General features: G+C 61.5%; 11 protein-coding genes. 4 read left to right on the top strand and 7 right to left on the bottom strand.

Translation table 11 applies throughout. The features are described 5' to 3' along the window. The first annotated feature begins 56 nt into the window (after positions 1-56). The 3 genes from AC4PTT_RS08240 to AC4PTT_RS08230 all read left to right on the top strand — a co-directional run bounded on the left by AC4PTT_RS08240 (position 57) and on the right by AC4PTT_RS08230 (position 1,986). Entirely contained in the window at positions 57-197 is a 141-nt protein-coding gene (locus AC4PTT_RS08240; RefSeq protein WP_206543832.1) for a hypothetical protein, read from the top strand. Positions 198-424: 227 nt separating this feature from the next. After that, complete coding sequence (locus AC4PTT_RS08235; RefSeq protein WP_113155563.1) at positions 425-1,423, top strand: GlxA family transcriptional regulator; 999 nt, start codon at positions 425-427, stop codon at positions 1,421-1,423. Between the two features lie 77 nt (positions 1,424-1,500). Further along, complete coding sequence (locus AC4PTT_RS08230; RefSeq protein WP_113155564.1) at positions 1,501-1,986, top strand: SRPBCC family protein; 486 nt, start codon at positions 1,501-1,503, stop codon at positions 1,984-1,986. 6 nt (positions 1,987-1,992) lie between these two features. Here the strand turns inward: AC4PTT_RS08230 and AC4PTT_RS08225 are convergent, their stop codons facing one another. After that, positions 1,993-2,835 carry a DUF1194 domain-containing protein gene (locus AC4PTT_RS08225; protein ID WP_492162468.1) on the bottom strand — a complete coding sequence of 281 codons (843 nt, stop codon included), beginning with the start codon at positions 2,833-2,835 and terminating at the stop codon, positions 1,993-1,995. 225 nt (positions 2,836-3,060) lie between these two features. Further along, positions 3,061-5,580 (bottom strand): GcvT family protein, encoded by a 2,520-nt coding sequence (locus AC4PTT_RS08220; RefSeq protein WP_492162467.1) that lies wholly within the window; start codon positions 5,578-5,580, stop codon positions 3,061-3,063. A 237-nt stretch (positions 5,581-5,817) separates the two neighbouring features. Between AC4PTT_RS08220 and AC4PTT_RS08215 the strand changes: the two genes are divergently transcribed. Then, positions 5,818-7,545: a hypothetical protein gene (locus tag AC4PTT_RS08215; RefSeq protein ID WP_492162466.1), complete on the top strand. Its 1,728-nt coding sequence runs from the start codon at positions 5,818-5,820 to the stop codon at positions 7,543-7,545. Positions 7,546-8,316: 771 nt separating this feature from the next. Here the strand turns inward: AC4PTT_RS08215 and AC4PTT_RS08210 are convergent. The 5 genes from AC4PTT_RS08210 to AC4PTT_RS08190 all read right to left on the bottom strand — a co-directional run bounded on the left by AC4PTT_RS08210 (position 8,317) and on the right by AC4PTT_RS08190 (position 14,140). Continuing rightward, the gene (locus AC4PTT_RS08210; RefSeq protein ID WP_224924648.1) at positions 8,317-9,744 is read right to left on the bottom strand and encodes an aspartate aminotransferase family protein; all 1,428 of its coding nucleotides are present in this window, start codon (positions 9,742-9,744) and stop codon (positions 8,317-8,319) included. 56 nt (positions 9,745-9,800) lie between these two features. Beyond that, entirely contained in the window at positions 9,801-10,808 is a 1,008-nt protein-coding gene (locus AC4PTT_RS08205) for an NAD-dependent epimerase/dehydratase family protein (RefSeq protein WP_206548824.1), read from the bottom strand. Then, complete coding sequence (locus AC4PTT_RS08200) at positions 10,805-11,242, bottom strand: EamA family transporter (RefSeq protein WP_090326855.1); 438 nt, start codon at positions 11,240-11,242, stop codon at positions 10,805-10,807. Before AC4PTT_RS08200 ends, AC4PTT_RS08205 begins: the two co-directional genes overlap by 4 nt. Before the next feature lie 111 nt (positions 11,243-11,353). Further along, positions 11,354-12,703, bottom strand: coding sequence for an FAD-binding oxidoreductase (locus tag AC4PTT_RS08195; RefSeq protein ID WP_475084685.1), 1,350 nt, complete (start codon positions 12,701-12,703; stop codon positions 11,354-11,356). A 3-nt stretch (positions 12,704-12,706) separates the two neighbouring features. Then, on the bottom strand, positions 12,707-14,140 hold the full coding sequence (locus AC4PTT_RS08190; RefSeq protein WP_113155571.1) for a UbiA family prenyltransferase: 1,434 nt from the start codon (positions 14,138-14,140) through the stop codon (positions 12,707-12,709). Positions 14,141-14,212: the final 72 nt, after the last annotated feature.

The raw sequence follows: 14,212 nt of genomic DNA, 5'->3' as shown, positions 1-14,212 counted from the left end.
AGGCGCCCGGTGAGAGCCGACTGTCTTTCGATATTGCTGTTTCCATGGAGCGCAGGATGAAGCTTTTCGCACGCATTTTCCGCCGCAGGCGGGTTTCCAATCCGAACACGGTTTTCGCACGCCAGCGGCTTGGCAGGACCATGCCCGGCGAAACCGGCGCGCTGGCCGGCGCGCGTTTCGGATTTCTGGTGAACTGAGTTCCCCGGCCCGGTTACACCATCCGTTTCAGAGCCACCGTCCGACACGCGGAACGGTGGCTTTTTCGTTCTACCGTTTAAGAATTCGCCACGAAACAGTTGGGTTGGGCGTACATAAAGCTGGGACTGCCCGTGCCTGCCGCATTGACAGAAAACCCTTTTCCTGATGACGCTTTGACGACAGCAGCATGATGAGGAGAGAGCATCATGCGCGATCGGGAGGCAATATGGCGGAAGAGCATAGCTGCAAGCGGTCCATCGTTTTCTTTCTGATCCCCGACTTCACCATGATGGCGTTTGCCGCGGCGCTTGAGCCGTTGCGCGCCGCCAACCGCATGGCGGGCTACGCGGCCTATCAATGGCGGCTGGCGAGTGCAGATGGCCTGCCGGTGCGCGCATCGAACGGTGTTGAAGTGGCCGTCAGCTCATCATTGGCCGATGAACGGCGGATGATGACCGGCCATGAACGCCCCTCGATGGTGATCGTGTGCAGCGGCCTCAATGTCGAGGATTACAGCGACAAGACCGTGTTTGCCTGGCTGCGCGAGGAATACAATCGCGGTGTGACCCTGGGCGGGCTTTGCACGGCCGCCCATGTGCTCGCCAGCGCCGGCCTTCTGACCGACAGGCGCTGCGCAATCCATTGGGAAAACCTGCCGGGCTTTGCAGAAAAGTTCCCGCGCGCCAATGTCTATGCGGATCTGTTCGAGACCGAAGCGAACATCTACACCTGCGCCGGCGGCACCGCCGCCATGGACATGATGCTCAAGCTGATCGGCGAGGATTTTGACGAGAACCTGATCAACCGCGTCTGCGAGCAGTTACTTACCGACCGGGTGCGCAGCCCCTCCGACCGCCAGCGCCTGCCGCTGAGAGCCCGGCTCGGCGTTCAGAACTCGAAGGTTCTGACCATTATCGAACTGATGGAGGCCAATCTCTCCGAGCCGCTATCGCTGGTGCAGGTGGCGGAGACTGTCGGGCTTTCCCGCCGCCAGATCGAGCGGCTTTTCCGGCAGGAGATGGGACGCTCCCCGGCGCGCTATTATCTCGAAATCCGGCTCGACCGCGCGCGGCATCTCCTCATCCAGTCTTCCCTGCCGGTGGTGGAGGTGGCGGTCGCCTGCGGCTTCGTCTCGGCATCGCATTTCTCCAAATGCTACCGCGAACTCTACGCGCGCTCGCCGCAGCAGGAGCGCGCCGACCGAAAGCAGCTTCTGGTCGCCTGAGCGAAAAAATCCGCCGGGCGTGTCGGATCGGGCCGCTCTCATTCGTTTCTCGAACATCAGAAGCAGGAGACACAGCGATGACCGAGACAATCGACGTAAAGCCCGAAACCGAACATGAACTGGTGCTGGCGCGCATCATCGCAGCGCCGCGCGAAAAGATCTTCCGCGCCTGGACCGATCCGGAAATCCTGAAACAATGGTTCGTGCCGAAACCATGGACCATTGCCAGGGCCGAGCTCGATGTGCGTCCGGGTGGCAAATCGCTGATCGTGATGCGCGATCCGGAGGGAAACGAATATCCCAATCCCGGCGTCTTTCTTGAGGTGGTGGAGAACGAGAAGATCGTAACCACCGACGCCTACACCGATGCGTGGACGCCTGCGGCCAAACCCTTCATGACCATGATCCTGACGCTTGAAGATGCGGGCGAAGGAAAGACCCGCTACATTGCCCGCGCCCTCCACTGGTCTGCCGAAGACGTCGCAGCGCATGAGAAGATGGGGTTTCACGAAGGCTGGGGCCAATGTGCAGAACAGCTGGAAGAGGTCGCCGCAAGACTCTGAATCGACTCACGGATCGGTCCACATCCAGGAGCGGTCCTGCCACATCTTTTCGCCGATCAGGCAGTCATAGATGTCGTGATAGCGGGCGCGGATCACCGGTGGGCGCTCGCCGGACGCGCCGGCCAGCTCCAGAACCAGCTTTCGCCTGATCGCCTCTGGAAACTGCGCCCATTCATTGACCGGCACCACAAAAGCACCCGGCCCGCCAATCACGCATTCGCGGTAATAGGCGTCCAGATCCTCGACATCGAAACGGGTGGTGAGCCCGCCATTGGTCATGAGCGGCAGACCATTGATGGTTATGCCGAGCGCCACCAGCCGGTCGCGGGCCGGAACGACCGGGCCGCCCTGATTGTTGGGGCCGTCGCCGGAAATATCGACCACGCGCCGCAGGCTGCGAAAACCGCTTTCGGCCAGAAGATCGCCGGCGAAATCGAGCGCACCTGAAATCGAGGTGCGCCGCGCGCTGCCCGGCGGATTGGACGAGAGACGGGCAGCGAAGCCGGCCGCGTCTTCGACGGAAGCGATGCGGGTCCAGGGCACGACAACCCGCTGCGAGTAGTTGCCCGCCCATTCGAAATAGGTGACCGCGATCTTGCCGTGCAGGCCGCTCAAAATGGCCTTGATGACGTCTTCATGGGTCATGGCCTCGGCATAGCCGCGCCGCTGGATCTCCAGCTCGCCCGCCGACATGGAAAGGGAGACATCCACGGCGAGGACGAGCTGGACATCGACGGCCTCCTGCGCATCTGCGGGCCGGTTGCCCGCAAGAAGAGCACAAGAGAGCGCCAGGAGAGCGGCCAGAAAACCGCCATTCGTGAAGCGCCGGGGCTTTGACGAAATGGACATGCCCCAGTTTAAACCATGCACAGGGCATCAAAAATCAGGCAATTGGGCGTAGTCGCCTAACAACTCGGCTGGATCGCCGTGCGTCCATTTGGACGCACAAGGAATGATCTACATCATTGAAGGAGCATCCGTGTAACCGAAAACCGGATTCCACTTTTCCATCCAATGCTCCGGATCGCTGGATAAAAAAAAGCGCGCTCAAGGCGCGCTTTCTTCCGACTTTATTCAACCATCGGTTCGCAAGGCTGCATTCTCCGGGTCGAACGGACTTTCGCTGATCACCCGGGCGGGATGCAGATCACCGAGGATTTTGATCTCCAGTTCCGTGCCCTCGGCCGCATGCTCAGGGCGCACCATGGCGAGCGCCAGGCTTTTTCCCACACGCCAGCCATAGCCGCCATGGGTGGCGCGGCCCACCAGTTCACCGGCCCTGTAGATCGCCTCATTGCCGCGCGCATCGGCATCGCGCACGCCGCCGATTTCCAGCGTGACATAGTTCCAGCCAAGCCCCGCATCGCGCTGCTTGAGCAGAGCCTCACGGCCAATGAATGCGCCCTTGTCCGGGTGGACGAAACGGTCGAGCCCGCTTTCCCACGCCGTGTATTCGATGGAGAGTTCGCGCGGGATCAGCCGGTAGCTCTTCTCGATGGCCATGGAGGTCATGGCGCGGATGCCAAAGGGGCGAATGCCGAACGCTGCACCGGCCTCCATGATGAGATCGAAGATAAGGTTCTGCTGCTCGATGGGATGGTGCAGCTCCCAGCCCAGCTCGCCGACGAAGTTCACGCGCAGCGCATGGGCGCTCGCCCGGCCAATGGAGACCGGCTTTCCCGAAAGCCACGGGAAGTCCGCATTGGAAAGCCCGGTGCGGGTGAGCTTTGCCAGAACATCGCGGCTTTTCGGACCGGCAAGAACGAAGACGCCATATTGCTGCGTGATGGGTTGCAGGACGACCGAGCCATCGTCAGGCAGAAGCTTGAACAGCACGTCGTGGTCATGCGCCTCGTAAGCGCCGGCGGAGACCAGATAGAAACGGCCGGGCTTCCACTCATAAACGGTGAACTCGGACCGCACGCCGCCATTCTTCGTCAAGAGATGGCAGAGCGCCACACGGCCACGCTTCTTTGGAATACGATTGGCAAAAATACTGTCGAGCCAGGCCCTTGCGCCCGATCCCGAAACCTCGATCTTGGCGAAGGCCGACATATCGAGCAGGCCGACATTCTCGTGAACACTCTTCACTTCACTGCCGACATGCTCGAAATAGTTGGAGCGGCGGAAGGACCATTTCTCCACCACGCGGCCATCTTCAAGCGCCGGCGCATGATTGTGCTTGAGAAGCACATCCGCACCGACGCCAAGGTCGTTTTCGGGCACTTCATAGCCCTCGGGCGCGAACCAGTTGGGCCGCTCCCAGCCATAGACGGAACCGAACACGGCCCCCAGCGCCTTCATCCGGTCATAGCTCGGCGTGGTCTTCAGCGGGCGCGCCGCCGAACGCTCCTCGTCGGGATAGTGAACGGTGAAGACATTGGCATAGGCCTCCTCGTTTTTCTCGCGCAGATAGCCCTCGGTGGCGTAGGGGCCGAAACGGCGCGGGTCGACGCCCATCATGTCGATGGAGGGTTCGCCCTCGACGATCCATTCGGCAAGCTGCCAGCCTGCACCGCCAGCCGCCGTGACGCCGAAGGAATGGCCCTCATTCAGCCAGAAATTCTTGAGCCCCGGCGCGGGGCCGATGATGGGGGAGCCGTCGGGCGTGTAGGCGATGGCGCCATTGTAGATCTTCTTGATGCCCACCTCGCCGAAGGCGGGAACACGCTCGATCGCCGTTTCCACATAGGGCATGAGGCGTTCCAGATCTTCCTGAAACAGCTCGTATTCGCTGTCGTCGGTCGGGCCGTCCACATAGCAGCAGGGCGCGCCGACCTCGTAAGGCCCAAGCAGGAGGCCGCCATTCTCCTCGCGCATGTACCAGGAGGAATCACTCTCGCGCAGGACGCCCATTTCCGGCAGGCCTTCCTTCTTGCGCGCGACAATGGCCGGATGCGGCTCGGTGACGATGTACTGGTGCTCGACCGGGATCACCGGCACGTCGAGCCCGACCATGGCCCCGGTCCTGCGGGCAAAATTGCCGGTGCAGGAGATAACGTGTTCGCAGGCAATCTCGCCCTTGTCGGTGGTCACGGTCCATGCCCCGTCATCGCCCTGCGCAATCGCCGTGACGGCGGTGTTGCGATAGATGGTTGCTCCGAGATCCCGCGCGCCCTTGGCGAGCGCCTGCGTCAGATCGGCAGGCTGGATATAGCCATCGTCGGGATGCTGGATCGCGCCAAGGAGCCCGTCGGTCTCACAAAGCGGCCAGATCTCCTTCACCTGTTCGGGCGTCAGGATGTTGACCGGAATGCCGATGGTTTCGGCAATGCCGGCATAGTACATGTACTCGTCCCAGCGATCCTTCGTGCGCGCCAGACGAATGTTGGAGCATTGGGTGAAACCGACATTCATGCCGGTTTCCTCCTGAAGCTCCTGATAGAATTTCACCGAGTATTTGTGAATCTGGCCGACCGAATAGCTCATATTGAACAGCGGAAGCAGGCCGGCGGCATGCCAGGTGGAACCGGAAGTGAGCTCCTTGCGCTCGACCAGAACGACATCCGACCAGCCCTTTTTGGCAAGATGATAGAGCGTGGACACGCCCACCACGCCACCGCCGATGACAACCGCCCGCGCCTTCGTCTTCATGGTCTCTCACTCCCTCGATCGCACTCCGGCCAACCGCGCAGGCAGGCTGGATGACACCTTGACCCTGACCGATCCTAGTCCGCCAAAGTCTTTGCCTCTTTGCCTGAATGCGACATTGCCGAAACGGCGCGCGCCATTAAGCAAAAGCGCCAATCAGACTGCCTGATTAACTTCTTCTGACCACCTCTTCTGTAGAAACGACGCGACGACAGGCAGAAGGCACCCCGGGGGCACGACATGGCAACGGCAGTGAAACGCGGCACGGCGGCAGGGCAGCGCATGCGCCTGACAAGTCCGATCGCCATCCTCGGCATGACGGCCATCGCCATGGCAGTCGTTTTGATGCTGCCGCTCAACGTGCCCATCGGGCCGATGTACTGGGATCTCTTCATCTATTTCGATGCGGCCAACCGGATCTTTTCCGGGCAGGTTCCGGCAACCGATTTCTTCGCCCCCGTGGGACCACTCGGCTATTATCTGTTCGCCGGCGGTGTAAAACTCTTCTCGAACGCCCAGCCTCTGCTTCTGGTGCACTGGTCGCTCTTCGTTGTGACCGCACCGCTGATGGCGCTGGCGCTGTGGCAGGTCGACAGGACGTCACGCGGTGTTTCTCTGGCGCTGCTCCTGCCCTTCCTCGCCTTTGCCGTTCTGCCCTTCAACACACGCGAGTTCTATCCGTTTCCGGGTTCGGACGGATTCGCCGTCTACAACCGGCAGATCTGCCAGCTTCTCTATGTGCTGACGGTGGCGCTCGTTTATCTGCGCGACCAGCGCCTGCTGCTCATCTCCATCGTGGCAGGCATGACGGCGCTGTTCCTGACCAAGATCACCGGCTTTGCCTCAGGCGGCATTCTGTGCGCCTTCGCCTTTGCGGCAGGGCGCGTGCAGCTACGCACGGCCATCGCCTCGGCGCTGATCTTCTTCGCCATTCTGGGCGTTCTGCAACTGTGGAACGGGATCACCCTCGCCTATATCAACGATATTCTGGCGCTCGTGGTGATGAACGAGGGCAGCCTCCTGCCCCGCTTCCTGCAAGCGGCATCGCACACATTCGGCATCGTGGTGCCGGCGGGGCTTCTGGCGCTGTTCATGCTCTACCGGGACCGCGCGACACTCACAGAAACCCTGCGCAGCAAGCCACGCCTTCAGGCCATTGCGCGCTTCCTCGATCATGACGCTTTCTGGATCATGGTGGTGCTTTTTGCTGGCATCTTCTTCGAGACGCAGAACACCGGCAGCCAGGCGCTGATCTTCATCTGGCCGGTGCTTCTGCCGGTCCTGATGCGGCTCTGGCAGAGCGATGCACCGCGCAGCGCCTTCATCGCCGCCGGCCTGCTTGCCGCCGCTGCAGCACTTCCGCCGCTGGTGAACACCGCCGAGCGGGCCGCACGCACCTATGTCGGCGCGATCAAGAACGTGACGATGCCAAGCGAAAACCTGAAGACGCTTGGCCGCCTCAACATGCGTCCGGAAATCCTCGCACGGGCGGAGAAGATGATGGGCTTTTACGCGAAGCATCGCGAGACCTATGCGGACTTCATCCGCATTCAGGAACTGCCCTCCTATGTGTTCTACTCCGAATTCGATTTCCAGATCGCGCATCTGATGGCCATCGACGAGGCCATCACCGCGATCCGCGAACTGGAGGCGGAACAGGGCGTCACCTTCGACACGGTCATGAACCTCAATTTCGTGAACCCCTTCCCCTGGCTGATGGACAGGGAAGCGCCACGGCACGTCTCCATCGGCGCGGACCCGACCCGAACCGTGCCCCCACCGGACGCCGAGGCGCTGGAGGCGGTGCGTGAGGCCGATCTCATTCTGCACCCCACCTGCCCGCTGACGACCGCGAATGCGGATCTTCTGGCGCTCTACGCGCCCGCCATCGAGGACCATGAGCAGATCACGCTCAATGAGTGCTTCGACGCCTATCTGAACCCGCTTATGGCGGACCGGATCGAATAGGCTCGGCAGTTTTCTTCGAGGCTGGGTGCACGCCCCTCATCCGCCTACCGGCACCTTCTCCCCGTTCACGGGGAGAAGGAAGCGTTGCTGTTGTTCGGTGCCAAGCGCCCCCGTCCTTCGACAAGCTCAGGATGAGGGCTGTTGAGTTGATGACGCCCGTAAATAAAACAGTTCGGAATGAACCACACCACAAGCCCGGTAGTCCTCATCCTGAGCTTGTCGAAGGACGGGTGCGCCTGGCGCTGCCCTCCCAACCGCCGCACTTCTGCAACGTCTCACTGCCGGGTTTGAGCGCCGGCGCACGCCCCTCATCCGCCTGCCGGCACCTTCTCCCCGCTCGCGGGGAGAAGGAAGCGTTGCTGTTGTTCAGTGCCAAGCGCCCCCGCCCTTCGACAAGCTCAGGATGAGGGCTGTTGAGTTGATGACGCCCGTAAATAAAACGGTTCGGAATGAACCACACCGCAAGCCCGGTAATCCTCATCCTGAACTTGTCGAAGGGCGGGGGCGCCTGGCGCTGCCCTCCCAACCGCCGCGCTTCTGCAACGTCTCACTGCCGGGTTTGAGCGCTGGCGCACGCCCCTCATCCGCCTGCCGGCACCTTCTCCCCGCAGGCGGGGAGAAGGTGCCGGCAGGCGGATGAGGGGCCTGCGGCATTGCAAACAAAAAGAAGGCCGGGACAAGCCCGGCCAGTTGTCGCGCGAGAGGCGCTGTTTCCTAAACTTTTCAGAGCCTTGAGAGGCAGCCCTGAATCATCCTGTCAGAAGCCGGACCTTACTTCACCTGGCTTTTGACGAAATCCTTCACGATGGAAACGACACCGCGACCGAGCAGCGCGTCGAGCGAATCCACCAGCTTGTCCACGTGCTCCTTCCGCATGATGAGCGGCGGCAGGAGACGGATGACATTGCGGTTGTATTCGGTGAAGGCGACCAGAACATCGTAATCGCGCAGGAGAAGCGCGCCCACAAAGCCCGACAGCGAGCCCTTGAGCTTCTCGTCCAAAACGCCGACCACCGGGCGCAGAACCGCCGGCAGGGTCTGCGAGAAATCGTGGAACTCGAGTCCGACCATGCAGCCACGGCCGCGAATGTCCTTGATGATGCGCGGATATTTGTCCTTCAGCGCGTTGAGGCGCTCGACCAGATAGGCGCCGGTGCTTTCGGCGTTCTCCATCAGCGCTTCGTCATAAAGCACATTGGTGCCCTCGATGGCCGTGGCGCAGGCCTCGCCGATGCCGCCAAAGGTGGCCATGGCGTGGATCATCGCATTTTTCGGAGAGCCATAGGCCTTCATGTAGATGTCGCGCTTGGCGATCATCGCGGCCATGGCGGCCTTGCCCGCACCCAGCGACTTGGCGAGCGCGGTGATGTCCGGCACCACGTCGTAATGCTCGAAGGCATAGAAACGGCCGGTGCGCCCGTAGCCGCACTGAACCTCATCCGCCACCCAGATGACGCCATACTGATCGCAGAGCTGGCGCAGCTTCTGCCAGAATTCGCGCGGGGCCTCGTTGATACCGCCGCCGCCCTGAACGGTTTCAAGCACGATTGCGCCGATCTCGGGATCGGTGCGGAAGGCGTGTTCGATGGCGTCGATATCGCCAAAGGGCACACGCACCGTGTTGTCCGTCAGGCGGAACTCGGCGCGGTAGAGATTGCCATCGGTGATGGTGAGAACGCCCTTGGTCTTGCCGTGGAAGGAGTTCTCCGCATAGACGACCTTCGGACGCTTGGGACCGGCGGCGCGCTCGGCAAGCTTCACGGCCGATTCCATGGCCTCGGAACCCGAGGAGCCGAGGAACACCATGTCGAGGTCGCCCGGCGAACAGGCTGCGAGATTGGCAGCCAGCGCCGTCGAATACTGCGACATGAAGGCGATGGCGATCTCGTGGCGCTTCTCGTCCTGAAATTTTTTGCGGGCTTCGAGAATGCGCGGATGGTTGTGGCCGAAGGCCAGCGAACCGAAGCCGCCGAAGAAATCGAGGATTTTTCGACCGTTCTGGTCGATGTAATACATCCCCTCCGCACTCTCGATCTTGATCTTGTGGAAGCCCAGAAGCTTCATGAAGTGAAGCTGGCCGGGGTTCAGATGCGCCTTGAACAGATCGGTCATCCGCTCGACGCTCAGAGCCTTGGCGTCCTCCACGGTGAGAAGATCGGGCTTCACGATTGCCCTGGGTGCAAGGTCAGGTGCGTCCATCACGGGCCTTGCCCCTTTCGTATCGGTCTTTGTCACGACGGTCATGGCGACCTCCCCTATTCGGCCGGAACCTGGCTGGCGCCAACGGCCTGGCCAGATTTCTTGGCGCGATATTCGTCATAGGCGGCGATCAGCATGTCGCCGTCATTGTATTGCGGCACCCAGTTCAGGTCGCGCTCGCCCTTGGAGACGTCGAGCACGCACATCTCGTCGGCGATCAGATACTGCTCCGGGTCCATGAGCGGCATGTTCATCCAGTCGAGCATGTCGAGCGTGCGCTTCACGGCCCAGCCCGGCGTGGGCAGAAGCAGGGATTTCGAGCCCGCATGCTTCACCAGATCGCCAAGCAGCTTGCGCACCGGCGGCGGGTTGATCGAGCCGAGATTGTAGGCCTCGTTCGGCACGCCGGCCTTCCACGCAAGACGCGCGGCTTCCGCGCAGTCGAACACGGAGATGAACTGATAGGGGTTTTTGCCTGCGCCAATCATCGGCACCGGCAGGTTCATGTCGATCAGCTTGAACAGCTTTTCGAGAATGCCCAGACGTCCCGGCCCGATGATGAGACGCGGGCGGAACAGCGAAATGTTCATGCCGCGCTTGCGCCACTCGGCTGCCAGCACTTCCGTGTCGAGCTTGGACTGGCCGTATTCGCCAAGCGGCGAAACGGGATGATCCTCCGTCATCGGATAGGTGACGGTGTGGCCGTAGATCATGTCGGTGGTGAAGTGAACGAGGTTTTTTGCCCCCGCCTTGTCCATCGCCTCGATGATGTTGACCGTGCCGTGATAGTTCACCGGGTAGAAGAAGTCGTGCCGCTTGGCGCGCACCTGGATCGGCGACAGCATCTTGGCCGACAGGTTGTAGACCATGTCGTCGGCCTTCATGCCCAGCGCCTCGACAGCAGCCGGATCGGTGACGTCGCAATGGACGAACTCCACCTGGCGGTAGTGTGGCAGGTCGCTCTTCACGATGTCGGCAACGATGACCTCTTCGCCATCGGCCACGAGCTTGGGGGCCAGGTGCCGGCCGACGAAGCCGTCACCGCCAAAAATGATATGTCTCATTGGATCATCGACCTTTCGGACTGAAGTTTGTCTTTTGCGAGCGCCGCCTGTTCTTCAGGCATTTCGCGGCCGCTCTGCGCGATCAGCACGGTGCCGACGCAGATCAGCGCGATGCCGGCGATGCGGTAGGCGTTCAGGTCTTCCTTGAAGAGGAAGTAGGCGAACACCGCCACCGCCACATAGGCAAGGCTCAGAAACGGATAGGCGAAGGACAGCTCGACCTTGGAAAGCACGTAGAGATGCGACGCCATGGAGATGACGAAGACACACAGGCCGGCAAAAATCCACGGACTGAAGACGATCTGAAGAATTTTCAGGATCGGGTTCGCACCCGCAAAGCTCAGATCGCCCAGCGTCATCATGCCGTGTTTCAGCATGAGCTGCGCAGCCGCGTTGGTCATCACTGTGAAGAGTATGAAGGGTATGTATTTCATCTTGTCCCGCCCGTCCCTGTCATAGCGCCTTCTTGCAAACAAAGCGTGAAGCGCTGGATATAAATTGCATCTTTTGCGTGAGTGTCCGGTGTCTGGCCGGGTTGAAAGAAGTCATTCGGCGGCATGCCGGCCTCCCGCCTCGCTGGCCGGCAGCTTCTGCGCCGTGCGCCGCCAGAAATCGGAAAGGAAAGCCGGGTCGCGCAGCGCCTCCAGATCGCGCCAGTGCGGGAACGAGGCGTCGAAAAGTGCCGGTCCCATGCGCGCATCCTTGTAGGGATTGACCGCGCCGCCCGCCTCGACCGTCATCCGGTCAAGCCGCGCGAAAAGCGCATCCGTGGCAGCGCCCGCATTGGAGAAATCGAGCGTCAGCGTGTAGCCCGGCCGCGGGAAGGAAAGCACACCCGGCGAGGCGACATCGCCAAACCGCTTCAAAACGGTGAGGAACGACGCCTGACCGGCCTCGCGCGCAGCCGCCAGCATTGCCGGGATGGTTTCGCGTGCGGCCTCGAACGGCACCACGCTTTGATGTTGCAGGAGACCGCGCGGGCCATAGAGCCGGTTCCAGTGGCGCACGGCGTCAAGCGGAAAGAAGTAGCTTTCGTAAGAGGAGCGCCGAACGCCTTCGGCGCGCGCCTTGCTCCAGGCAAAGGCCCGGTTGAACAGGGTCAGCGACCAGCGGTTCAAAAGATTGAGCGGCGGCCGGAAGGGAACGGTGAGACGGCGCGGGGACGCGGCGCGAAACACCGCGCCATCTTCGGCGTGATTGGCCGTGAGCAAAAAGCCCCTGCCCGCCTTTGCACCCGACGCAAGCTGGTCGAGCCAGGCAACGGCATATTCGTTCCGGGCGTCGGCGTCTTCAGCCAGATCGAAATATTCATCCAGACCGGAGAAGCCGCGCACGCATTCGTTCACATCGACGGAGGCGACCTTCATCAGGCGAATGGTGGCGTCGAGGATCAGGCCCGTCAGCCCCATGCCGCCGATGGTGGCGCGGAAAAGCTCTGCATTCTCATCGGCGCTGCAACGGCGGACCTCTCCATCGGACCGCAGAAGCGTGAAGGACACCACGTGGCAGCCAAACGTGCCGCGCCGGTGGTGGTTCTTGCCGTGCACGTCATTGGCGATGGCCCCGCCCAGCGTGACAAACCGGGTGCCCGGCACGACGGCCGGAAACCAGCCCTTCGGCCCCACATGGGCGATGACATCCGAGAGCATGAGACCGGCCTGCGCCGTCAAAAGCCCGCTCTGTTCATCGAAAGCGACGATGCGGTTCATGGGGCGCATGTCGATCAGCGCGCCGGCATCGTTCAGACAGGTATCGCCATAGGAGCGGCCATTGCCATAGGGCAGAACGGAGGACGGAAGCCCCCTGCCCGCGCGCAGGCGCTCAATGGCGTCTTCAGCGCCAATCGCCACAGGCGCTCGACGGCGCACCAGCCCGAAAGCAGAGTAATCGGCCATGCCTCAGAGCCCCGCCGTGAAGAGGAGGACAGCGCCGAGCAGACCGAAAAGCTGGCTGCGCCAGTCGCCAATGATGAAGACGATGGGATCGTCATGCATCTCGTCGCGCCGCGCCAGGATCCACATGCGAATGGTGATGTAGAGCACGATCGGGCAAAGCGGCCAGATCAGCCAGGGCATCTCGTAGAGCTCACGTACGGCGCTGCTCTCGATGTAGAGCGCCAGAACCATGGCGGAGGAGAAGGCCGAGGCCATGCCTGCCTGGGCGATCACTTCCTGATCCTCGGTGCGATAGCCACGCCCGGCAATCCGCTCGCCTGCGGGCAGAACGGTTGAGCGCAGCTCCACATAGCGCTTCACCAGCGCCAGCGAGAGGAAGAAGAAGACCGAGAACGCCAGAAGCCAGAAGGAAACGCCGATGGTCGTGGCCGCGCTGCCGGCAAGAATGCGCATCGTATAGAGACCGGCAAGTGTCAGCACGTCGATCAGAAGCATTCGCTTGAGCGACAGGGAATAAGCGGTGGTGGCGATCAGATAGCCGACAAGCACAATGCCGAAGAGCGGCGGCAGGAACAGCGCCGTGAAACCGCTGATCGCCAGAAGACCGATCATCGCCGCAAACCCGAACGGAATCGAGAGCATGCCGCTCGCAAAGGGCCTGTTGCGCTTGGTGGGATGACGCCTGTCCAGACCGAGGTCGAAGAAGTCGTTCAGGATGTAGATGGCCGATGCGGCGGTGCTGAACGAGATGAAGGCCAGAACGCACAGCGTCAGCAGGGGCATGTTCAGATATTCATGGCTCAGGATGAGCGGCACGAAAATCAGGCTATTCTTCAGCCATTGGTGCACCCTGAGCATCTTCACATAGGTCTTGATGGTCGGCCTGGGCGCTTCCAGAAGCTCGGCGTCATTTGCCGCCTGCCAGCGCGCTGCGGCGCGATCCGGCGCAACGACGATGCCATTGCGCGCGGCATCAAAGACAGCGACATCGGCGCGGCTGTTGCCGGCATAATCGAAACCGCCATCGCCAAATGCCGCAACCAGCGCATCGCGCTTCATTCCCGAGGCCATGTTGCGTCCGGGTTCGGTGGAGATCACCTCATCGAAAACGCCCAGATGCTCGGCAATCGCATCGGCGAACTTCTTGGGCGAAGCCGTGGCAAGAACGATGTGGCGGCCAGCGGCCCTGTCTTCGCGAAGCCGGGCGAGAAGATCCTGCCGATACGGAAGACCGCCTGCATCAAGTTCGACGCGCGAGGCGATTTCGCATTTCAGCCGCGCCTTCCCTCCCAGAAGCCAGAACGGCAGAAGAAAGACGCACAGGGGCTTGCGACGCAGGAGAAGAAAAAGACTCTCCCATAAAAGATCGGTCGCAATCAGTGTGCCGTCGAGATCGACGGCCAGCGGCACCGCATTGCGTTCAGATCGCGCGTCCATAAAAGCCCCCAGACAAAACCCGTACTGGAGACGGCCTTACGTGAAAGGAACTTCTGAATTCTGAACTTGCTA

It is taken from the genome of Nitratireductor sp. WH36-1 (assembly GCF_058725515.1).
The sequence above is the reverse complement of the archived record's forward strand: the minus strand, read 5'-3'. Positions and strand labels throughout refer to the sequence as shown.

Bases quoted from the DNA above. Each gene is read 5' to 3' on its own strand.
- AC4PTT_RS08210 (WP_224924648.1), bottom strand. From the start codon at position 9,744: ATGGACGCACCTGACCTTGCACCCAGGGCAATCGTGAAGCCCGATCTT.
- AC4PTT_RS08240 (WP_206543832.1), top strand. From the start codon at position 57: ATGAAGCTTTTCGCACGCATTTTCCGCCGCAGGCGGGTTTCCAATCCG.
- AC4PTT_RS08230 (WP_113155564.1), top strand. From the start codon at position 1,501: ATGACCGAGACAATCGACGTAAAGCCCGAAACCGAACATGAACTGGTG.
- AC4PTT_RS08235 (WP_113155563.1), top strand. From the start codon at position 425: ATGGCGGAAGAGCATAGCTGCAAGCGGTCCATCGTTTTCTTTCTGATC.
- AC4PTT_RS08215 (WP_492162466.1), top strand. From the start codon at position 5,818: ATGGCAACGGCAGTGAAACGCGGCACGGCGGCAGGGCAGCGCATGCGC.
- AC4PTT_RS08220 (WP_492162467.1), bottom strand. From the start codon at position 5,580: ATGAAGACGAAGGCGCGGGCGGTTGTCATCGGCGGTGGCGTGGTGGGC.
- AC4PTT_RS08190 (WP_113155571.1), bottom strand. From the start codon at position 14,140: ATGGACGCGCGATCTGAACGCAATGCGGTGCCGCTGGCCGTCGATCTC.
- AC4PTT_RS08200 (WP_090326855.1), bottom strand. From the start codon at position 11,242: ATGAAATACATACCCTTCATACTCTTCACAGTGATGACCAACGCGGCT.
- AC4PTT_RS08195 (WP_475084685.1), bottom strand. From the start codon at position 12,703: ATGGCCGATTACTCTGCTTTCGGGCTGGTGCGCCGTCGAGCGCCTGTG.
- AC4PTT_RS08225 (WP_492162468.1), bottom strand. From the start codon at position 2,835: ATGTCCATTTCGTCAAAGCCCCGGCGCTTCACGAATGGCGGTTTTCTG.
- AC4PTT_RS08205 (WP_206548824.1), bottom strand. From the start codon at position 10,808: ATGAGACATATCATTTTTGGCGGTGACGGCTTCGTCGGCCGGCACCTG.